At 74.5% G+C, this 19,854-nt stretch carries 19 protein-coding genes and 1 pseudogene; 12 read left to right on the top strand and 8 right to left on the bottom strand.

Going from position 1 to position 19,854, the window contains the following annotated elements; genetic code table 11:
• The 3 genes and pseudogenes from K8Z61_RS09280 to K8Z61_RS18885 form a co-directional block, all read left to right on the top strand.
• A partial coding sequence (locus K8Z61_RS09280) for an IS30 family transposase (protein WP_224128738.1) occupies positions 1 to 291 on the top strand: 291 nt, incomplete at its 5' end.
• Positions 292 to 340: 49 nt separating this feature from the next.
• Positions 341 to 517 (top strand): annotated as a pseudogene (locus K8Z61_RS18890) (IS3 family transposase); the annotation flags it as partial.
• Positions 515 to 733: a peptidoglycan bridge formation glycyltransferase FemA/FemB family protein gene (locus tag K8Z61_RS18885; protein WP_263430862.1), complete on the top strand. Its 219-nt coding sequence runs from the start codon at positions 515 to 517 to the stop codon at positions 731 to 733. The pseudogene K8Z61_RS18890 and the gene K8Z61_RS18885, both read left to right, overlap by 3 nt.
• A 10-nt stretch (positions 734 to 743) precedes the next feature.
• Here the strand turns inward: K8Z61_RS18885 and K8Z61_RS09270 are convergent, their stop codons facing one another.
• The gene (locus K8Z61_RS09270) at positions 744 to 1,739 is read right to left on the bottom strand and encodes an NAD(P)-dependent oxidoreductase (protein WP_224128736.1); all 996 of its coding nucleotides are present in this window, start codon (positions 1,737 to 1,739) and stop codon (positions 744 to 746) included.
• Positions 1,740 to 1,824: 85 nt separating this feature from the next.
• Positions 1,825 to 2,721, bottom strand: coding sequence for an exodeoxyribonuclease III (locus K8Z61_RS09265; RefSeq protein ID WP_224128734.1), 897 nt, complete (start codon positions 2,719 to 2,721; stop codon positions 1,825 to 1,827).
• Between the two features lie 70 nt (positions 2,722 to 2,791).
• Between K8Z61_RS09265 and K8Z61_RS09260 the strand changes: the two genes are divergently transcribed.
• Positions 2,792 to 4,549, top strand: a complete 1,758-nt coding sequence (locus K8Z61_RS09260) for a potassium channel protein (protein ID WP_224128732.1) — start codon at positions 2,792 to 2,794, stop codon at positions 4,547 to 4,549.
• On the opposite strand, the gene K8Z61_RS09255 is transcribed toward K8Z61_RS09260, so the two are convergent.
• Together K8Z61_RS09255 and K8Z61_RS09250 are read right to left on the bottom strand one after the other, a co-directional pair.
• Complete coding sequence (locus K8Z61_RS09255; RefSeq protein ID WP_224128730.1) at positions 4,483 to 6,204, bottom strand: PH domain-containing protein; 1,722 nt, start codon at positions 6,202 to 6,204, stop codon at positions 4,483 to 4,485. The genes K8Z61_RS09260 and K8Z61_RS09255 overlap by 67 nt on opposite strands.
• A complete protein-coding gene (locus K8Z61_RS09250) occupies positions 6,201 to 6,698 on the bottom strand; it encodes a PH domain-containing protein (protein ID WP_224128727.1) in 498 nt (165 codons plus the stop codon). Before K8Z61_RS09250 ends, K8Z61_RS09255 begins: the two co-directional genes overlap by 4 nt.
• Positions 6,699 to 6,775: 77 nt before the next feature.
• Between K8Z61_RS09250 and ychF the strand changes: the two genes are divergently transcribed.
• The 4 genes from ychF (at position 6,776) to K8Z61_RS09230 (ending at position 10,448) form a co-directional block, all read left to right on the top strand.
• Positions 6,776 to 7,849, top strand: coding sequence for a redox-regulated ATPase YchF (gene ychF, locus K8Z61_RS09245; protein WP_224128725.1), 1,074 nt, complete (start codon positions 6,776 to 6,778; stop codon positions 7,847 to 7,849).
• Between the two features lie 54 nt (positions 7,850 to 7,903).
• Complete coding sequence (locus K8Z61_RS09240; protein WP_224128723.1) at positions 7,904 to 8,362, top strand: SRPBCC family protein; 459 nt, start codon at positions 7,904 to 7,906, stop codon at positions 8,360 to 8,362.
• A gap of 182 nt (positions 8,363 to 8,544) precedes the next feature.
• The gene (locus K8Z61_RS09235; protein WP_224128720.1) at positions 8,545 to 9,585 is read left to right on the top strand and encodes a hypothetical protein; all 1,041 of its coding nucleotides are present in this window, start codon (positions 8,545 to 8,547) and stop codon (positions 9,583 to 9,585) included.
• 149 nt (positions 9,586 to 9,734) lie between these two features.
• Positions 9,735 to 10,448 carry a hypothetical protein gene (locus K8Z61_RS09230; protein ID WP_224128718.1) on the top strand — a complete coding sequence of 238 codons (714 nt, stop codon included), beginning with the start codon at positions 9,735 to 9,737 and terminating at the stop codon, positions 10,446 to 10,448.
• 3 nt (positions 10,449 to 10,451) lie between these two features.
• Here K8Z61_RS09230 and arr read toward each other — a convergent pair whose 3' ends face one another.
• Both arr and K8Z61_RS09220 read right to left on the bottom strand, forming a co-directional pair.
• Entirely contained in the window at positions 10,452 to 10,892 is a 441-nt protein-coding gene (arr, locus tag K8Z61_RS09225; RefSeq protein WP_224128716.1) for an NAD(+)--rifampin ADP-ribosyltransferase, read from the bottom strand.
• Between the two features lie 75 nt (positions 10,893 to 10,967).
• Entirely contained in the window at positions 10,968 to 12,272 is a 1,305-nt protein-coding gene (locus K8Z61_RS09220; RefSeq protein WP_224128714.1) for an HNH endonuclease signature motif containing protein, read from the bottom strand.
• Positions 12,273 to 12,583: 311 nt separating this feature from the next.
• Here K8Z61_RS09220 and K8Z61_RS09215 point away from each other — a divergent pair, with 311 nt between their 5' ends.
• On the top strand, positions 12,584 to 12,862 hold the full coding sequence (locus K8Z61_RS09215) for a putative quinol monooxygenase (RefSeq protein WP_224128712.1): 279 nt from the start codon (positions 12,584 to 12,586) through the stop codon (positions 12,860 to 12,862).
• Between the two features lie 3 nt (positions 12,863 to 12,865).
• On the opposite strand, the gene K8Z61_RS09210 is transcribed toward K8Z61_RS09215, so the two are convergent.
• Positions 12,866 to 14,677 carry a redoxin domain-containing protein gene (locus K8Z61_RS09210; protein WP_224128710.1) on the bottom strand — a complete coding sequence of 604 codons (1,812 nt, stop codon included), beginning with the start codon at positions 14,675 to 14,677 and terminating at the stop codon, positions 12,866 to 12,868.
• A 140-nt stretch (positions 14,678 to 14,817) separates the two neighbouring features.
• Here K8Z61_RS09210 and K8Z61_RS09205 point away from each other — a divergent pair, with 140 nt between their 5' ends.
• Both K8Z61_RS09205 and K8Z61_RS09200 read left to right on the top strand, forming a co-directional pair.
• Positions 14,818 to 16,281 carry an NAD(P)/FAD-dependent oxidoreductase gene (locus K8Z61_RS09205; RefSeq protein ID WP_224128708.1) on the top strand — a complete coding sequence of 488 codons (1,464 nt, stop codon included), beginning with the start codon at positions 14,818 to 14,820 and terminating at the stop codon, positions 16,279 to 16,281.
• A gap of 59 nt (positions 16,282 to 16,340) precedes the next feature.
• Entirely contained in the window at positions 16,341 to 18,209 is a 1,869-nt protein-coding gene (locus K8Z61_RS09200; RefSeq protein ID WP_224128706.1) for an amidohydrolase family protein, read from the top strand.
• On the opposite strand, the gene K8Z61_RS09195 is transcribed toward K8Z61_RS09200, so the two are convergent.
• A complete protein-coding gene (locus K8Z61_RS09195) occupies positions 18,158 to 19,120 on the bottom strand; it encodes a sterol desaturase family protein (RefSeq protein ID WP_224128704.1) in 963 nt (320 codons plus the stop codon). The genes K8Z61_RS09200 and K8Z61_RS09195 overlap by 52 nt on opposite strands.
• Before the next feature lie 77 nt (positions 19,121 to 19,197).
• Between K8Z61_RS09195 and K8Z61_RS09190 the strand changes: the two genes are divergently transcribed.
• Positions 19,198 to 19,824 carry a TetR/AcrR family transcriptional regulator gene (locus K8Z61_RS09190; protein ID WP_224128702.1) on the top strand — a complete coding sequence of 209 codons (627 nt, stop codon included), beginning with the start codon at positions 19,198 to 19,200 and terminating at the stop codon, positions 19,822 to 19,824.
• The last annotated feature ends 30 nt before the right edge of the window (positions 19,825 to 19,854 follow it).

Raw genomic sequence — 19,854 nt, 5'->3', positions numbered from 1 at the left:
CTGCCCGAGCAGCTGCGCAAGACCCTGACCTGGGACCGCGGCAAAGAGCTCTCCGCTCACGCACAGTTCGCGTTGGCGACCGGCACGAGGGTGTTCTTCGCCGACCCCCACTCACCCTGGCAGCGGCCGAGCAACGAGAACACCAACGGCCTGCTGCGCCAGTACTTCCCCAAGGGCACCGACCTGTCGCGATGGTCAGCCGAGAACCTCGAAGCCGTCGCCCACACGCTGAACAACAGGCCCCGCAAGGCCCTTGGCTGGAGAACCCCGGCCGAGGTCTTCGAGGAGTAACTACGCTCCCTGAAACAACCCGGTGTTGCATCGACCGGTTGAACTCAAGCAGTACGGTTCCTGGGCCTTCACCCAGCGGGCGAACGAGTCCGGGCTGCTCGCGTCCTTGGGCAGCATCGGTGACTGCTACGACAACTCGATGATCGAGAGCTTCTGGTCACGCATGCAGGTCGAACTTCTCGACCGGAAGAAGTGGAACACGCGTATCGAGCTGAGCAACGCGATGCAGGCCGCGATGCTCCGCGACGCGATCACGAGCGGCGCCGAGCGCTACGACCTGCGCGGCGTCTCCGACTCCCTCGACCCCGACGACCCCCTGGTGGGGCTGCTGCGGTTCAAGGCCGGGCTCGGGGCGGACGCCGTCGAGCTGGTCGGCGAGTGGGAGCTGGCGCTGCGGCCGCTGCGGCACCGGCTGGTGTCGGCCTACCTGGCCCGACGCTGAGGTCGCCGGGTCAGAGGAGCCCCTCGGCCCGCAGCCACGCCTCGGTGCGCGTCATGCCCTCGGCCAGGTCGACCTGCGGCTCGTAGCCGAGCAGCCGTCGCGCCCGTTCGATCGAGTAGGTGCCCCGGCGCAGGAAGTAGCGCACGGCCGTCGGGTTCGCCTCGGTCTCGCCGCCGGCGAGCCGCGCGGCCCGATCGGCTGCGGTGGCGAGGGCGAGCGCCACGGGGGTCGGCACGCACACCGGACCGCGCTGGCCGAGCATCCGGCTGTAGTGGCCGAAGAACTCCCGGTTCGTCACCCCGACGCCGCCGCTCAGCGTGAATACCCGCCCGGCCGCCGCCGGGTGCGCGGCCACGAGCTCGAGGCCGCGCACGAGGTCGTCGACGTAGACGGGGCTGAAGATCCCGCGTCCGCCGTCGGGCAGCACGAAGCGCCGGGCGCGCATCATCTCCACCGGCAGCACGGTCCAGGGCCGCGAGCCGGGGCCGTAGACGTCGCCGGGTCGCACGACGACGACCTCGGCCTCGCCGGCCGCGTGCGCCTGCAGCACCGCCTGCTCGGCGGCGATGCGGGTGTCGACGTACGGGTTGCCGTCGGGACGCAGCGGGTGGTCCTCGGTGACGCCGTCGGGGAACCCGAGGTCGGAGAACGCCCGCACCGAGGAGACGTAGACGAACCGCCGGGCGCCCGCGGCGATCGCGGCGTCGAGCACCCGCCGGGTGCCGAGGGTGTTGACCCGCCAGGCCTCGGCGAGCGTCGGCACGTTCGAGACCAGCGCGGCGGTGTGCACGACGACCGCGCCGGGCGCGATCGCGTGCTGCCACGGCGCCGGGTCCGTGACGTCGCCGGCCACCACGCCGGTCGCCTCGTCGGCCGCGATGTCGACGCCGGCCACGCGCACGCCCTGCGCGCGCAGGTGGGCGGCCAGGGTGCGGCCGATGAAGCCGCGGGCTCCGGTGACGAAGACGTCGGTCGGCAGGGCGGGGGCGGGAGCGGACTGGGTCATCGGGGCCTCACGGATCGGATGGGAAGGGGGTCTCGACAGGCTCGACCACCGGACGGGCTCGACCACCGGACAGGCATCGGATCGTTCACACGCCGAGATCGGCGTCGAGCCACGCGCGGTCCTCGTCCGTCGGGCGAGGAGATCGCTCGACGCCCGCCCGGAGCGCCTCGGAGCGCGCGGCCCCCTCGGAGACGTCGGCCAGGTCGACGACCACCGGCGCGTGGTCGGACGGCGCACCGGTGCCCTGGGCGGGGTCGCGCTCGTCGGTGTCGATGAAGGCGCCGGTGACGCGCTGCACGAGCGCGGGGGAGCCGAGGACGAAGTCGATGCGCAGGCCGCGGTTCCGCTCGAAGCGCTGCCGGTAGTAGTCCCAGTACGTGTAGACGTCGGGGCCCGGCGTGTGCGGGCGGACGACGTCGTCCCAGCCGTCGTCGAGGAAGGCCTGGAAGGCGGCGCGCTCGGGCGGGGTGACGTGGGTGGAGGTGCGGAACTGCGCCATGTCGAAGACGTCCTCGTCGCGCGGGGCGATGTTCCAGTCGCCGACCAGCGCCGTCGGTCCCTCGCGCCAGGCGCCGGCGGCCTCGCGCAGCCGAGCCAGCCAGTCGAGCTTGTAGACGTAGTGGGGGTCGTCGACCTTGCGGCCGTTCGGCACGTAGAGGCTCCACACGCGCACGCCGCCGCAGGTCGCGCCGATCGCGCGGGCCTCGGGGGCGATCGGCTCGCCGAAGCCGGGCTGGCCGGGGAAGCCCACCTCGACGTCCTCGAGCCCGACCCGGCTGATGATCGCGACGCCGTTCCACTGGCTGTAGCCCACCGACGCCACCTCGTAGCCCAGCGACTGCAGGCCCATCAGCGGCAGCTGCTCCTCGCGGGCCTTCGTCTCCTGCACCGCGAGCACGTCGACCTCGTGCCGCTGCAGGAAGGCCTCGACGCGGTCGATGCGGGTGCGGAGTGAGTTGACGTTCCAGGTCGCGAGGCGCACGCCTGAACCCTAGGCGGGCGGCCGCGCCGAAACCGACGCGGCGGCGTCCGCGGGACGGCAGGCTGCTCCCATGGACGGCGGGCAGCAGCAGCGCGTCCCGCTCGTGCTGGTCTGCGGCCTGCACGACGAGGGGCTGCGGGTGGTCGAGCAGCTGCACGCCGCCGGGGTCGCCGTGGTGGTCGTCGACGACGTGCCCGAGCCGCGTCTCGTGCCGGCCCTCGAGCGGCTGGGCGTGCGGTGGGTGGCCGCCGACTCCCGGCTGCCCGAGACCCTGCTGGACGCCGGGCTGGCCGCGGCCGCGGCGCTGGTGTGCGTCGAGAGCGACGACCTGCACACGCTGGCCACCGCCCTGCTGGCCCGGCAGCTGCGACCCGAGCTGCGGGTGGTCGTCCAGCTGCGCAACGAGGCGGTCGGACGCGCGCTGGAGGCCACCGGCGTCGCGGTGCTCGACGTCGCGCGGCTCTCCGCGCCGTCGATCGTCCGCGCGTGCCTGGGCACCGAGCGGTGGTCGCTGGAGCTGGCCGGCACCGCGTTCGAGATGGTGGCCGTCACCGCGCGGGAGGCGGGTCCGCTGCGCGCGCTGTACGGCGACCTCGCGCCGATCGCGGTCGTCCCCGCCGGGGGCGGGAGCGCCGTCGTCACGCCCGGACGCGACGAGCCGGTGTCGCCCGGCGACGTCGTGCACCTGCTCGGGACGCCCACCGAGCTCGCCGCCGCCGACCTGGCGCCGACCCGGGAGCGGGCGCTCGTCGGGGGCGCCCGCGCCGGACGCCCCCACCGGACCGGGCGCGACCCGTGGCTGCGGCCGCTGCTGAGCACGCTGGACCGGCGGGTGAAGCGCGCACTGCTCGCGCTGGCGACGCTGGCGACGATCTCGGTGACCGTGCTGATGACCGGCTACCAGGAGCCCGACGGCACCCGCATGTCGCTGCTCGACGCGCTCTACTTCACCGTCGAGACGATCGGGACGGTCGGCTACGGCGACTTCTACTTCCGCGACCAGCACCCGTGGCTGCGCGGGTGGGCGATCGTCCTGATGGTGGTCGGCGCGACCCTCGCCACGGTGTTCTTCGCGCTGCTCACCAACGCGCTGATCGCCCGCCGGATCGAGGAGACGCTGGGCCTGCGGCGCATCACCGGCCTGGCCGACCACGTGGTGGTCGTCGGCACCGGCTCGATCGGCATGGCGGTGGTGCGGCTGCTGCGCGCCGCCGGGCGGGACGTGGTGGTGGTCGAGCGCGACCCCGCGAACCGCTTCCGCGCCGAGCTCGACGCCGCGCGGGTGCCGGTCGTGACCGCCGACGCCACGCTGCCCGACACCTGGCGTCAGCTGCGGCTCGAGCACGCCCGCGGCGTCGCGGTGCTCATCTCCGACGACCTCGTCGGCATCGAGACCGGTCTGGCGGTGCGCGACCTGCTCACCGCGGGGGAGCGGTGGGAGCGGACGCCGGTGGTGCTGCGGGTCTTCGGCCGTCGGCTCGCGACCACGGTCGAGCAGAGCTTCGGGTTCCGGCACGTCCGCTCGCCCGCGGCGCTGGCCGCGCCCTGGTTCGTCGGCGCGGCGCTGGGGCTGGAGGTGGTCGACACCTTCTACGTCGGCGACCAGCCGCTGCTGCTGGCCCGGCTCGTGGTGCGCGGGGGCCTGGACGGCGTGGCGCTGGCCGACCTGCCCGCGCGGGTGCGGATCGTCGTCCTCGAGCGCGACCACGGCGTCGAGCACCCGCCGCGCCGCGACACCCGGCTGCGCGTCGGCGACGTCGCCTACCTGGTCGGGCCGTACGAGGAGCTGATCGCGCTGCTGCGCGCCGACGGGCTCGCGTCGTCCTGACCCTCGCTCGGCGGCGCCAGGAACGGCGCGACGAGGTGGGGCGTCGCGGTGTGCACGAGGCGCAGGGCCACCGGCCGTGGGACGTCGCGCACGACCACCTTCTCGTCTCCGGCCGCGGTGGTGGCGAGCAGCGTGACGAGGTCGAGCCGCCGCTGGAACCACGAGGCGCGCTGCACCCAGCCGATGACGCCGTCGAGCTCCAGCACGGTGCGCACCCGCGCGGTGGTGCCGCTGCCGGCCACCAGGTGCGTGGGACGCCGCTCGTCGCCGACGACCGCGTGCCCGAGGTGGCGGTACGCCAGCCGCGCGAAGGCGACGCCGGCCACCGCCCGGACGGCGGCCAGGGCGAGCAGCCCGGGAGCCACCGCGTCGCGCCACGGCGTCGGGACGTCGGCCACCCGGGGGGCCGCGGCGGCGGCGAGCGCTCCGAGCAGCAGGACGAGCGTGGTCCACTGCGCGCGGACGTGCGCCCGCCGTCGCGCGGCCGGACCGTGCGGCGTCAGCGGCACCGCCAGCGCGTGGACGGCCGCGGCGGGCGGCTCGGCGCCGGCCAGGGTCGCCGCGCCGATGGCGGCGACCGCGGCGCGCGGCGCGGCGGGGGTGAGGACCACGGTGCCCTTCTCGACGCCGGTGGCCAGCGCGTCGAGCTCGGCGCCCCCGGCCCAGCGCACCAGGAGCGCCTCGCGGAGCCGGACGCCGCGCACGCGGCGCTCCTCCACCGAGACCGAGCGGGTGCTCAGCAGGCCGGCCGAGAGGTGCAGCACCGGCTGCGCGTCGCCGGTGCGACGGGTGAGCCGGTAGCCGCCCCACTGGAGCGCGGCGGCCAGCGTCGAGAGCGCGAGCCACGCGACGACGGCGCCCACCAGGCCGACGACCAGCAGCAGCACGACGCCGTGCTGCTCGGCCCAGCCGCGCACGCCGTCCGCGGCGCCGCGGGCCGCGCCCTCCTCGTCGACGCCGAGGTTCGGCAGCAGCTGGCTGAGCGTGACGAGCGCGCCCACGGCGACCGCGAGGCGTCCGAGGTTGAGCGGCGCGTAGCGCAGCCAGCCCCAGTCGTAGGCGGCGAGGGGGTGCTCGGTGCGGGTCGGGGCGGCCGGCTCGGGTGCGTCCGTGGGGGGCGCGTCCGCGGAGGGTGCGGCGGCCGCGGGCGCCGTCTGCTCGAACAGCACGGCTCGCAGCCGCGCCGCCTCGCGGTGGGTGACGGCGCCGAGCTCGAGCCGCTCCTTGTCGACGCCGGTGCCGACGGTGACCTTCGCGACGCCCAGCAGGCGGTGCAGCAGCGGGGCGCTCTGGTCGAGGCTGCGGATGCGCTCGCGGGACGCCGTCAGCACCCGCCGGTGCAGGACGCCGCGCCGTAGCTCGAGGCCGCCGGGGGAGTCGCGGTACGACGTCGTCAGCCAGACGAGCGTGCCGGCCACGCCGGCCAGCAGCAGCGCGAGGACGCCGAGGGCGAGCACCCAGAATCCGCCGCTGCCCAGCAGGCCGACCGCCGCCGGCGAGGCCGGCACCGCCGCGGCGAGCACGGCGCGCAGGCCGGCGAGGATCGTCATCCGCGGGTCGAGCCGGCGCCAGCCGTCGGCGTCCGGCGCCGTCCAGCGCAGGTCGGGCAGGTCGAGCGGGCCGGGCCCGTCGGGCAGGTACGGGTTGCCGCTCACGTCGCGTCGTCCCGCTCGGCGGCGGTGATCGCGGTGAGCTCGGCGACGAGGTGCTGCGCCAGGTCGGCGTCGAGGCCCTCGATGGTGATCGGGCCGGCCGCCGAGGCGGTCGTGACGGTGATCGAGCGCAGCCGCAGCCAGCGCTCGAGCGGGCCCTGGCTGGAGTCGACGGTCTGCACCCGCGAGAGCGGAGCGATGCGGTCGTCGACGGAGAGCAGGCCGCGGCGGGTGTGCACGGCGTCGCCGGCGACCTCCCAGCGGTGGATGCGGTAGCGCACGGTCGGGACGATCGCGACCGCCGCCACCGCGAGCAGGACGACGAGCGCCGCGAGGGCCACCAGCCACGCGGGGCGCTCGGGCCACACCAGCACCGCGACGCCGGCCGCGACGACCGGCACCACGGCCGTGCCCGCGGTCGTCACCCGCCACAGGGTCACGGCGCGCGGGCAGACGAGGTGGGCGGGCTCGCGCAGGGTGGGGGCCGGCTGGCTCATGGCGCCAGCCTGCCACCGGGCGCCGACGGCGTCACGGATGCCGGTGGGGGGTGCCGCGCGCCGTACACTCGCGCCCCGTGGCGCTCACCATCGGCATCGTCGGTCTCCCCAACGCGGGCAAGTCGACCCTCTTCAACGCCCTGACGAAGAACGACGTCCTCGCGGCGAACTACCCGTTCGCGACGATCGAGCCGAACGTCGGCGTCGTCGGGGTCCCGGACGAGCGGCTCAGCGCGTTGGCCGGCATCTTCTCCTCCGAGCGGGTGCTGCCCGCCACCGTCGAGTTCGTCGACATCGCCGGCATCGTCCGCGGCGCGTCGCAGGGCGAGGGCCTGGGCAACAAGTTCCTCGCCCACATCCGCGAGTCGGCCGCGATCTGCCAGGTCACCCGGGTGTTCCGCGACGAGGACGTCACGCACGTCGACGGCGAGGTCAACCCCGCCAACGACATCTCCACCATCCAGACCGAGCTGATCCTCGCCGACCTCGAGACGGTCGAGAAGGCCGTCGTCCGGCTGGAGAAGGAGGCGCGCAAGGTCAAGGAGCTCGCCGCCAACCTCGAGGCGGCCCAGCAGGCGAAGGAGGCGCTGGAGGCCGGCACCCCGATCATCGCGACCTCGATCGACCGCCACCTGCTGCGCGAGCTCTCGCTGCTCACCGCCAAGCCGTTCATCTACGTCTTCAACTGCGACGCCGACGAGCTCGCCGACGACGCCCTCAAGGCCAAGATGCGCGACCTCGTCGCCCCTGCCGAGGCGATCTTCCTGGACGCCAAGTTCGAGTCCGAGCTGATCGACCTCGACGAGGAGGAGGCGGCGGAGTTCCTCGCCGAGTCCGGCGTCACCGAGCCCGGCCTGAACGTGCTCGCCCGCGTCGGCTTCGACACCCTCGGCCTGCAGACCTACCTCACCGCCGGGCCCAAGGAGGCCCGCGCCTGGACGATCAAGAAGGGCGCCACCGCCCCCGAGGCCGCCGGCGTCATCCACACCGACTTCCAGAAGGGCTTCATCAAGGCCGAGATCGTCTCCTTCGACGACCTCGTCGCGGCGGGCTCGATGGTGAAGGCGCGCGAGGCCGGCAAGGTGCGCATGGAGGGCAAGGACTACGTGATGGCCGACGGCGACGTGGTGGAGTTCCGCTTCAACGTGTGATCCGGAGCGAGCGTCGGCCTCGAGGTGGCCCTACGACACGACTAGGTTCGAGCGGTGCCCCGGATCGAGCTCGTCACCAAGATCCCGGAAGCGCCCGAGAGGTGCTTCGAGCTGAGCCTGTCCGTCGACGCGCATCAGGCGTCGATGTCGGACTCCGGGGAACGCGTCGTGGGCGGCGTGACGTCCGGTGCGATGCGGCTGGGTGACACGGTCACGTGGAGGGCCAGGCACTTCGGGATCCCCTTCACGATGACCTCGGTCATCAGCGCCTACGACGCACCTCGTCGCTTCGTCGACGAGCAGAAGTCCGGGCCCTTCCGGCGCTGGTGGCACGAGCATCGCTTCGAGGCGACGCGCGGTGGCACGCTCATGACCGACGTCGTCGAGTTCGAGTCGCCGATCGGTCCCCTGGGCCACCTGGTGAACCGCCTCGTGCTGACCGGCTACATGACACGGCTCCTCGAGCAGCGGAATGCGTGGTTGGTGGAGGCTCTGTCCGGTCCGGGCTCGTAGCATTCCGCGGCGCGATGACGTCCGTGCGAGCACGGGAGAGCATTTTGGTGAGACGCGCGAATCGCCCGGAAAGATGCCTGGAAATCGCGCGATTTTCCCCTGTCTTTCCTGCCGTGGAAGCCCCAGGATTCACCTCGAACGCGGGCCTCCGCGCACGACCCCCTTCCACCCTAGGAACCAGCATGACCGCCCTCTCGGGACGCCGTCCCCGCCACCTGCTCTCCTCGTCCCTGCTCGCCCGCGCGGCCGCTCCGCTCGCCGCCGTGGCGCTCCTCGCGGGACCGGCGGCCCAGGCCGCCGCGCCCACCCCCGACTCCGCGGCGTCGACCCGCGCGTCCGGCTCGAACGGCACGATCGTCCCGCAGGACCTGCCCCGCGGCGCCGAGGTCCGGGGCGCCCACCCCGCGTCCCCGGCCAGCCGCACGCTCGTGCGTGGCGACGTCCGCGTCACCGTCCCCGGCACCTTCGTCTCCCTGCTCGGCACCTCCGGCTCGTCGTTCGTCGTCAACGTGCTGCGCGGCGAGCAGTGGTCGGTGCTCCGCGTCGGCCCCGGCGGCAGCGAGCGGCTCGTCACCCGCAGCGAGGGTGAGGGCGTCGTCCTCGGCTCGGACGGCCGGCTGCTCACCGTCGTCCGCTCGGAGGCGAACCGGACCACCCGCATCGACGTCGTCCGGGCCGCGACCGGCGAGACGGTGCAGCGCCGCACGTTCTCCGGCTACAAGACCGTGCTCGACGTGCGCGGCACGACCGCGATCCTGGGCAGCGACCAGGGCACGTACCGGTGGGATCTCACCCGTGGCGGCACCACGCTGCTGACCCGACGCGTCGGCTACACCGCCGACATCGCCGCCGGTCGCCTGGCGAGCTTCGACGGCGACCCGTACCTCGGTGGCTGCTCGGTCGTCACCAGCCTCGCCGCGCCGGGCACGATGCTCTGGCGCTCGTGCGGCGAGCGCGTCGAGGCGTTCTCGCCCGACGGGCAGCGGGTCGCCACGGTGCACATCCTCAGCGACGGCGCCGGTCCCAGCCGGGTCAGCGCCCGCGGCGTCCGTGGCCGGCTGATCGCCAGCTACGACGTCGACGGCGTCTTCGGCGCCGTGCGCTGGGAGTCCGGCCGGGCGCTGCTCCTCGACGCCTACGGGCGCTACCGCAGCGCCACCGTCCGCTGCGAGGGCACGTCGTGCGTGCGCGCGTCCGCCCAGGGGTTCACCTCGCGCGGCTGATCCTCATCCGTCCCCGCACGCGCCGGGCCGCCCCTGCCGGGCGGTCCGGCGCGTGTCGTCTCCGGCGCCCAGATGGGCCGATCGGGTCATGGCGCTCGCCTCGTGTGGGGTGCGAGCGTCGCAGGACGCCCACCCCTCGGAGGTCTCCCATGCTGTTCCTGCGCAACGTCGGCGTCGTCCTGGCGGCCGGCCTCGTCGGTCTGCTGGCCGCCAACGGCATCGCCTACGCCGCCACCGGCCATGGCGTCACGCTCGGCGGCAGCAACGCCAGCGCCACCGCCACCGGCTTGACCCGCACGAAGCCCGGGCCGGCGCTCGCGCTCACGGTGAAGCCCGGCTCGGCTCCGCTCGCCGTCAGCTCGGGTGCGCTCGTCAAGCACCTCAATGCCGACGAGGTCGACGGACGCAGCGCGGCGGAGCTGCAGACCCGAGCCACGCGGTTCGTCGTCCCGCCCCTCGGCACGCCGACCTCGCGCAGCGTGCTCGTCCTCGACGGGGTGAAGCACGGGCTCTACCAGGCGTCGTTCAACATCCTCACGACGACCAGCGCGCCAGGGACGGGGGTCAGCTGCTACCTGAGCACCGATCTCGACCAGGGGACGGCCGACAACCAGCTCACCGCCTACGGAGCGTCGTTCCTCAGCTTCTCCACGGCGAACTCGTCGGGGTTCCTGGACTTCCGGACCGGCCCCGGGATCGCGCTCAGCTGCTTCGCGCCGTCCGGTCAGACCTTCGACTACGGCGACGCCGATCAGGCCACCGTCACCCTGGTGCCGATCGACGCGCTGACCGTGCGACGCGGTGCGGTGCATCCGCCCGCGGCCGCCCGGCAGCGGGCCGCGTCGACGGCGCAGGGACGCTGACCCTCAGTTGATGATCGGGGCGTCGCTCGCCCGGAGCGTCGCCAGGCGATCGCGCCACTGCGCGAGGGACTCGGGGGTCTGACGCCGCCAGTCGTCGATCTCCTCGACGACCAGGAGCGGATCGCGGCTGCGGAACGAGCGGGTCGGGTTCCCGGGGAACTTCTTGTCGGTGACGTTCGGGTCGTCCTCGAACGCTCCCGTCGGCGTGACGAGGTAGACGCGCGGGCGCGGCCCGCCCTCGCCGACCACCGCGTCGGCCAGCAGGACTGCCAGCTCGGCTGCGAGGCCAGCGCCGTCCTTCAGCGAGGTGAAGTAGACGTGGTTCATCACGATCTCGGGCCGGTAGTTCGACGCGCGGCCCGCCACGACCAGGTCGCCCGGACGGAGGACTGCTCGCGTGCCGTGGAAGAACGGGCCGTCGTCGGGGCCGAGAGCGCTGGTCACAAGGTCACGGTAAGCGCGCCCGTAGCCCGATCACCGGGTGGTGTCGGGCTGCGGGGCGGTGCGTAGCGGTGGCGCTCAGCCGCCGTCGGGCTCGGGTGGGTCGAGGAGGGTGGTGCCGTGGCGGTCGCGTCGGAATCTGACGCCGTTCGGTGATCGCCAGAGGTAGACGCCGGGTTGGTCGGGTCCTGCGGGCTTGTGTCTCCAGCCGTCGTGGGTCTTGTGGCGGTGGTGCTTCCTGCACAGCGGCGCCAGGTTCGAGGAGCTGGTGGTGCCGCCCGCCTCGTAGGGGTCGATGTGGTCGGCGTCGCAGGACCTCGCCGGCCGGCGACAGTAGGGGAAGACGCAGGTGTGGTCCCTGAGGATGATCTGCTCGCGCATCAGGTCGGGGACCTCGTAGGCGTCGGAGTACCGCTCGGCGGCGACGTCCAGCACCGGACGCACGGTCACGGTGGTGCCGGCGGTCTGGCACCAGATCTTGATCACGTCGATGCCGAGGGGTGACCGGGATGCCTCGCTTCGCGCGACGTCCCCGAGGGCTCCGGTGACCGCGTCGACCGAGAGGTGGACGTAGAGCGTGAGATGCCGCGAGCGAGAGGAACCCGCCGCCGCAGTGGGGGTGCCGGCCTCGAGTGGCAGCACCTGCTCACCACGGGCGAGCATCCCGGCGGCCTTCGCGCGCCGGACGCTCAGCGTCTCCTCCGAGCCGGCCTTCTTCAGCTGCTCGGCCAGCGCCGCGATCGCCCGCTCCAGGTCGGCCGCGTCGGGCTGGTCGAGGATCGCGGACACATCCACGGTGCCGTCGAATCCGGTCTGGCCGAGCCACACGTCGAACCTGCGGTGCTCTGCCTCCCGTGCCTTCCGGAGGATCGCGTCCCCGGGGTCGGTGTGCTCCTGCGCGACCCGGCAGATGTTGCTGATCTGGGTCCGCGAGATCTGATGGGCGTACGCGGCGATCCGGGCATCGACCAACGCCGCTGCTTCGGCGGAGAGGGGGATGGTGTCCTCGGTGATTCGCCGGACCTGCCAGACCGCGAGCTCGCCCTTGATCAGGCGAGCCCAGACCCGCGGGAGCCGCACACAGGCCTCGAGCGCGTGCCCGATGTAGAAGGACCCGGCCTGCTGCGTCATGCCGAGCGCGGTGATGAACTCGGTGACCGCATGCTCCTGCACCTCCGGCGCCCCGGGGCCTGCGAGCGGCAGCATCATCCCGGTGTCGATCACATACCCCGCCACGTCGCCGGCCCCCGCGACATGGGCGATGGCCCAGTCAGCGGCGGCGATGAAGACGTCCCGCTCGGCCTGCTCGGCGGCAGCCCGCGCGGCCATGGCAGCGCGCAGGGCGTCGCTGTCGCGCAGCAGCCGTGGGGTCCGAGAGGGCATGCCTCATTCTATGTGAACACGCGTTCGAATAGAAGTGGATATCCCCAGATCAGACATGATTTTCAAAGCAGCGACCGCAGACAACTGAGAGAGACGAACGGCGTAGCCGGCGACGGCGAACGGGGAACACCCGCTGTACCGAGACGGCGAGCGACCACCGAGTGCCATGACCGCCACGGCGACCACCGCTAAGCGGTGAGGCGACCGCCGATGTTCGGGTGCGGGGGTCTCGACAAGCTCGACCACCGACGGTGCGGGGGTCTCGACAAGCTCGACCACCGGAGCCGCGCTCGACCAGACAGGATGTCCCCGTGCCTGAGGTGACCCTGACCGGACTCCTGATCGCCCACGACGACGAGCAGGCGGCCACCGTCGCACGTCATCTGCCCGAGCACGTCGCGCTCACGCGGGCCGAGCCGGGCTGTCGCGAGTTCGTGGTCGAGCGCATCGGGGCGACGACGAGCTGGCGGGTGCAGGAGCGGTTCGTCGACCGGGCGGCCTTCGAGGCCCACCAGCGGCGGGTCGCCGCGAGCACGTGGGGCCGGGCGACGGCCCACGTCGAGCGCCGCTACACGGTCAGCGAGGTGTAGGCGTCACTCGAACGCCAGCCCCCACAGCCGGACGCCCGGGGACGGCAGCAGGACGAGCGACCGGTCGCCGGCGGAGTCGGACTCCACGAGGGGCAGCAGGCCGCCCGGGCCGCGCACGGGCAGGGTGCGGAAGCCGTCCTCGTCGATGACCGTGATGCCGCCCTCGCCGGTGACGATCGCCTCGACGCGGCTCGCGCGGTAGCGCAGCCGCAGCCGGCTGGTGGCGCTGTCGGCGCTGATCGAGTCGCGGCGGACGTCCCAGGCGCCGTCGAGGCCGAACGTGTTCGGCGGCTGGGCGTCGAGCAGCGTGTACCGCCGCGCGTCCGTGGAGAGGTACTGCGGCGCGCCCGCGTAGCCCGCCTGGTTGGGCCACAGGCGGATGGACGGGGTGCGGCCGATGAGCGCGAGTCCGGGCGAGCCCTGCAGCACGGGCGCGGGCAGGGAGGCGTCGCCGGACTCCTCGGCCAGCAGGCGGCGCAGGCCGGTCTCGAGGGTCTCCAGGCCGCCGGCGCCGAGCCCGACGGCGCGCACGGTGCCCGAGGAGTCGACGAGGAAGTGCGCCGGCCAGCCGGGGGAGCGGTAGGCGTCGAGGGTCTCGGTGTCGGTGTCGAGCGCCACGGGGTAGCGCACCTCGGTGCGGGTGAGCGCCTGCTGCACGACCTCGCGGGTCTCCAGCGGGTACTCCGCGGAGTGCACGCCGAGGAACTGGGCGTCAGGGTAGGCGTCGGCGAGGGCGGACGTGCGGGCGAGGTCGCGCACGCACGCCAGGCAGCTCGCGGAGAAGAAGGTGAGGAGCGTGGGGCGTCCGGAGAGCCGCGGGATGCGGTCGCCGACGAGGTTGATCCAGCCCTCGTAGCGCAGCCTCGGGGCGCGTCCGCAGTCGGCGAGCTCGGGGCTGCCCGGGACGCACCGTGAGAGGCGGGCGTTCTCCGGGCCGGTGGCGGTCGTGAGGCGCCCGCCGCCGCCGAGCGCGGTGTAGCTCTCCGTGGCGGTCGGCACCCCGTCGGCGGGCTCCGCCGGGGCTCCCGGGGCGCTCGGCGTCGCGGACGCGCCGGAGGACGTGTCGGGAGCGCGCACCGCCGGCGGCGCGACGGCGACCGCGACGGCCAGGGCGAGCGCGGCGGCCAGCACGGGGCCGCCGACCCGCGCGCCTTGGGGCAGGGCGCGGCTGCGCAGGAGCGCGACGGCGACGCCGACCGCGGCGCCCGCCGCGAGGCCGAGCGCCGGCGCCAGCAGCCGGACGTCGGACGCCGCCGACCGGGGCGCCAGCAGGGAGAGCAGCGGTCCGAGGACGCCCAGCATCGCCAGGCCGCCCACGGCGCCCGCCGCGGCCGCGACCCCGCCGGTGGTCTCCTCGACCCGGCGCGGGGCGGCGCGTCCGAGCAGCCGGGACGCCGTGGCGGCCGGCCCGGGGAGCAGCGTCAGCAGGCCCGCGGCGAGCAGCACCACGACGCCGACCCAGCGCAGGGTCGAGGACGGGAGCCCCGCGAGGTCGAGCAGGCGCGGAGCGACGAGCTCGCCCGCGGCGACGACGAGCCCCGCGCCCAGCGCCGCCGCGACCGCCAGCGCCCGGGGCCCGAGCGGCGGTCGGCGTCCGGCGTCCGGATCGGCGTCCGGACGTCCGGCGTCGAGCACGTCGAGCACGGTGATGGCGCCGACGGACTCGGCGGCCGGCTCGGGCTCGGGCTCCGCGCGCTCGACCAGCGGTCGCGCGTCGAGCGTGCGCCGCAGCGGCGCCACGACCAGCAGGGCGACCGCAGCACCGGCGACCACGCCGGCGACCAGCGCGACGAGCAGGTCCAGGGTCGTGCGCACCGCTCCACCTCCGGATCCGATCGACCACGGGCACCGCCCGCGGCCGGACCATCGTCGGTCCGGCGTCAAGCGGTTCGACGCGCCCGGCCGGCCCGGATGGGCGACCCACCCCCTGGGCGCCGACTGTCATCCTCGACGACGTGGCCCCCTCCGCTCCGTCCCCCCGTCCCGCCGACCGGTCCGGACGCGCGGCGGTGGTCGTCGGCTCCGGCCCCAATGGCCTGGCCGCGGCGGTCACGCTCGCGCAGGCCGGCCTGCGGGTGACGGTGTTCGAGGCCGCCGAGACCATCGGCGGCGGCACCCGCACCGCCGAGCTGACCCTCCCCGGCCTGCGCCACGACCTGTGCTCGGCCATCCACCCCCTCGGCGTCGGCTCGCCGTACCTCTCGGGCCTGCCGCTGGAGCGGCACGGGCTCACCTGGGCGTGGCCCGAGGTCGACCTCGCGCACCCGCTCGACGAAGGCTCGGCGGGCGTCCTGCTGCGCGACCTCGACGCCACCTGCTTGGGGCTGGGCCGCGACGGCCGCGCGTGGCGTCAGGTGTTCGCGCCCCTGACCCGACACTTCGACGAGCTGGCCCGCGACGTGCTCGGGCCGATCGTCCGCTGGCCCGACCACCCGATGCTGATGGCCCGCTTCGGCGCGATGGCCGGCCTGCCGGCCTCGGTGCTGCTGCGCCGCTTCCGCACCCCGCAGGCCCAGGCGCTCTTCGCCGGCTCGGCCGCCCACGCCTACCAGCCGCTGCACCGTCCCGCGACGGCCGCTGTCGGGCTGATCCTCACCGCCGCCGGCCACGCCCGCGGCTGGCCCGTGGCGGTCGGCGGCAGCGCGGCGATCAGCGACGCGCTCGCGTCCCTGCTGCAGGAGCTCGGCGGCACGATCGTCACCGGCCACCACGTGCGCAGCGTCGCCGACCTGCCGCCGGCCGACGTCACGCTGCTCGACACCACGCCCACGGCCGCCGCCGAGCTGCTCGACGGACGCCTGCCGCGGCGCGTCGAGCGAGCCTACCGCCGCTGGCGCTACGGCGCGGCGGCGTTCAAGCTCGACCTCGCGATCGAGGGCGGGGTGCCGTGGACGGCCGAGGCCGCCCGCCGCGCCGGCACCGTGCACGTCGGCGGCTCGTGGCGCGACGTCGCGCGCGCCGAGGCCGAGGTGGCCGCCGGACGCCTGCCCGAGCAGCCGTTCGTGCTGGTGGCGCAGCAGTCGCTGGTCGACCCCTCGCGTGCGGCAGGCGGGCTGCACCCGCTCTGGCTCTACGGGCACGTGCCGCAGGGCTACGACGGCGACCCGGACGTCGCCCGCGAGGCGATCCTCGACCAGGTCGAGCGGTTCGCGCCGGGCTTCCGCGGACGCATCCGCGCCACCGCCACCCGGACGCCCGCCGACCACGCCGCGGAGAACCCCAACTACGTCGGCGGCGACATCGCCGGCGGGGCCAACGACGTCCTGCAGCTGCTCGCCCGGCCGCGGCTCTCGACCGACCCTTACGCCACTGGCGTCCCGGGGGTGTACCTCTGCTCGGCCAGCACCCCGCCGGGCGCCGGCGTGCACGGCATGTGCGGCCACCAGGCCGCCCGCAGCGCCCTGCGTCACCTGGGCTGACCGGCGGACGGCCCCTTGACGCCCCCGGGCGCTCCGCGCGACCGTGCCCTGTGACACCTGTGACCCCCGACACGTCCTACGACACCGTCATCCGTCGCGGCCGCTGGTTCGACGGCTCCGGTGCGCCGTCCGCGGTGCGCGACCTCGGCCTGCGCGACGGCGTCGTCGTGACGATCTCCGCCGCCCCGCTCGAGGCGCCCGACGGCGCTCGGGTGATCGACGCCGAGGGCTGCTGGGTGCTGCCCGGGATGGTCGACATCCACACGCACTACGACGTCGAGGTGCTCGACGGCCCCGGCCTCGCGGAGTCGGTGCGCCACGGCGTCACGACCGTCTTCGTCGGCTCGTGCTCGCTCTCGACCGTGCACGTCGACCCGGTCGACGCCGGCGACCTCTTCGGCCGGGTCGAGGCGATCCCGCGGCTGCAGGTGATCGACGCCGTGCGGCGCCACCGGGACGCCCGCGGCTGGGACGACGCCGCCTCCTACGTCGCGGCGCTCGAGGCGCTGCCGCTGGGCCCGCACCTGGCCGCGTTCATCGGCCACTCCGACGTGCGCACCGCCGTCATGGGCCTCGACCGCGCCACCCGCGCCGAGGTGCGGCCCACCGCCGCCGAGCTCGACCGGATGGAGGCGATGGTGCAGGCGGCGCTCGACGCCGGCTTCCTCGGCATGTCGAGCCAGCAGCTGCTCTTCGACAAGCTCGACGGCGACCTGTGCCGCTCGCGCACCCTGCCGTCCACCTACGCGCGCCGCGGCGAGCTGCGCCGGCTCACCGACCTGCTGCGCGCGACCGGGCGGGTGCTGCAGTCGGGCCCCGACATCACCCACCCGCAGACCATCGTCCAGGCGGCGCTCGACTCCGTGCCGCGTCGCGGCCGCAAGGCCCTGCGCACCAGCCTGCTCTCGGCCGCCGACATCAAGGCCGTGCCGCCCGCGGTGCGGATCATGGGGCCGCTCGCGCGCACCGTGAACCGGCTCGGCGGCGACTTCCGGTGGCAGCACCTGCCGGTGCCCTTCGAGGTGTACGCCGACGGCATCGACCTGGTGATCTTCGAGGAGCTCGGGGCGGGCGCCGCCGCGCTGCACCTGGCCGACCGGGTCGCCCGCGACGAGCTGCTGCGCGACGAGGCGTACCGGCGTCGCTTCCGCAAGGACTACGACTCCCGCTTCGGCCCGCGGGTCTGGCACCGCGACTTCTTCGACGCCGAGATCGTGGCGTGCCCGGACGCCTCGGTGATCGGGATGAGCTTCGGCCAGGTCGGCGTCGAGCGCGGTGGGCTGCACCCCGTGGACGCCTTCCTCGACCTCGTCGTCGAGCACGGCACCGCCCTGCGCTGGCGCACCACGATCTCCAACCACCGGCCCGCGCTGCTGCGGATGCTCGCCGCCGACCCCGGTGTCCAGATGGGGTTCTCCGACGCCGGCGCCCACCTGCGCAACATGGCGTTCTACAACATGGGCCTGCGCCTGCTGCGGCACGTGCGCGACGCCGAGCGGGCCGGCACGCCGTTCCTCACCGTCGAGCAGGCCGTGCACCGGCTCACGGGCGAGCTCGCCGACTGGTACGGCCTGGACGCCGGGCACCTGCGCGAGGGCTCGCGCGCCGACGTCGTCGTCGTCGATCCGACGGCCCTCGACGAGCGGCTCGAGGAGTACCACGAGGCCGTCGTCGACCACTACGGCGGGCTGAGCCGCATGGTGAACCGCGACGACGCCGCGGTGCGCGCGGTGCTGGTGTCGGGACGGCTGGTCGTCGAGCACGGCCAGCCCACGCCGCTGCTCGGCCGCGAGCGCACCGGCGCGTTCCTGCGCGTCGGGGAGCGGGTGCCGCCGGTGGCCCCAGCCCGGCCGCCGTCGGCTCGGGCAGCGACCACTCAGGCGGCGTCGGCGCCGGCTGGGGCGGCCGCGGAGGTCGCCGGGGCCTGAGCCGCCGGCGTCCAGCCCGGCGGACCGAACACGTAGCCCAGCTTCTCGCGCCACGTCGCGGCGGAGCGCACGTCGCGGGCGATGGCGGCGTACTCGTGGGTCTGCAGCGTCCAGATGTTGGTGCTGAGCATGGGCTTGGTGAGCCCGTAGGTGGGTCGGCGGATCTCCTCCTGGAACGAGCCGAAGAGGCGGTCCCAGACGATCAGGATGCCGGCGTAGTTGCGGTCGAGGTACTCGGGGTCGCAGCCGTGGTGCACCCGGTGGTGGGACGGGGTGTTGAAGACCAGCTCGATCGGGCGCCACAGCCGGTCGACCCGCTCGGTGTGCACGAAGAACTGGTAGACGAGGTTGAGCGAGAACGCCGCGAAGATCATCGCCGGCGGCACGCCCAGGATCGGCAGCGGCAGCCAGATGACGAGGTCGTGGGTGTTGTTCCACTTCTGCCGCAGGGCGGTCGCGAAGGTGAAGTAGGCGCTGGAGTGGTGCGCCTGGTGCGTCGCCCACACCAGGCGGACGCGGTGGGCGACCCGGTGCGTCCAGTAGAAGAGGAAGTCGACGACCAGGATCACCAGGGCCCACGACCACCAGGCGTCGGTGGGCAGGTGCCACGGCGCGACGTAGGCGAAGAGCACGGCGTAGACGACCAGCGCTCCGGCCTTGAGCAGACCGGTGGTGCCCACCGAGACCAGGCCCATGAGCATGCTGGCCATCGCGTCCTTGCGGGCGTACTGGCCCGGCAGGGGGATCGGTCGTCCGTCGGGGGCGACGCGTGCCTCGGCGGGCCGCTCGTCCTCGAGCAGCAGGGCCGCGACCGCCTCGAGGACGACGGCGACCAGGAAGAACGGGATGGCCAGGGCGACGGGGTCGCGCAGCATCTCGGGCAGGGACTGCCACAGCTCGGTCGGGCTCACGGGATCAGCGTAATTGACTCGTGGGTCAATTGGTAGCCCCTCGTCCGGCCGACTCGTCCGGCTCGTAGGGTGCGGACATGCCCGCCGCCCGTGACGCCGCCCCGCGCGGCACCCGCGGCATGCCCCGGGTCGAGCGCGAGGCGCAGATCCTGCGCGCGGCGCTCGAGGAGTTCGGGGAGGGCGGCTACCACCAGACCGGCATGGACGCCGTCGCGGCCCGGGCGGGCGTCTCGAAGCCGCTGGTGCACGCCTACTTCGGCACCAAGGACGCGCTCTACGCGCGCTGTGCGGCCGACGTCGCCGAGCGGCTGCTCGCCGCGATCGTTCCCGTCGTCGAGCAGGCGCCGCCGGGCGTCCCGATGGCGCTGGAGACCATGCGCATGCTGTTCGCGACCGTGCGCGAGCGGCCCCGCGACTGGCTGCTGGTCTACGACCTCACGCTGCCCGCCGGCTCCGAGGCCGAGCAGGTCGCCACGGCCGCCCGCGAGCGGCTCACCAAGCTCGGGGCGCAGGGCGTCCGGGCGGCGCTGGCGGCCTCGCCGCTGGAGGGCGACGCGCTCGACGCCGACGCGATGAACCACGTCTGGCAGGCGGTCGTCACCGCTCTGATGACCTGGTGGTTCGACCACCCCGAGCAGACCCCCGAACGGCTCACCGAGCGGTTCGGGCGGCTGCTGGACGCCCTCACGGCGTCCCGCGGCTGACTCCCGGGCGCGGGCCTGGCTCACGGGGCC

Source organism: Nocardioides sp. TRM66260-LWL (assembly GCF_020075545.1).
In the GTDB taxonomy this organism is placed as follows: domain Bacteria; phylum Actinomycetota; class Actinomycetes; order Propionibacteriales; family Nocardioidaceae; genus Nocardioides.
The sequence above is the reverse complement of the archived record's forward strand: the minus strand, read 5'-3'. Positions and strand labels throughout refer to the sequence as shown.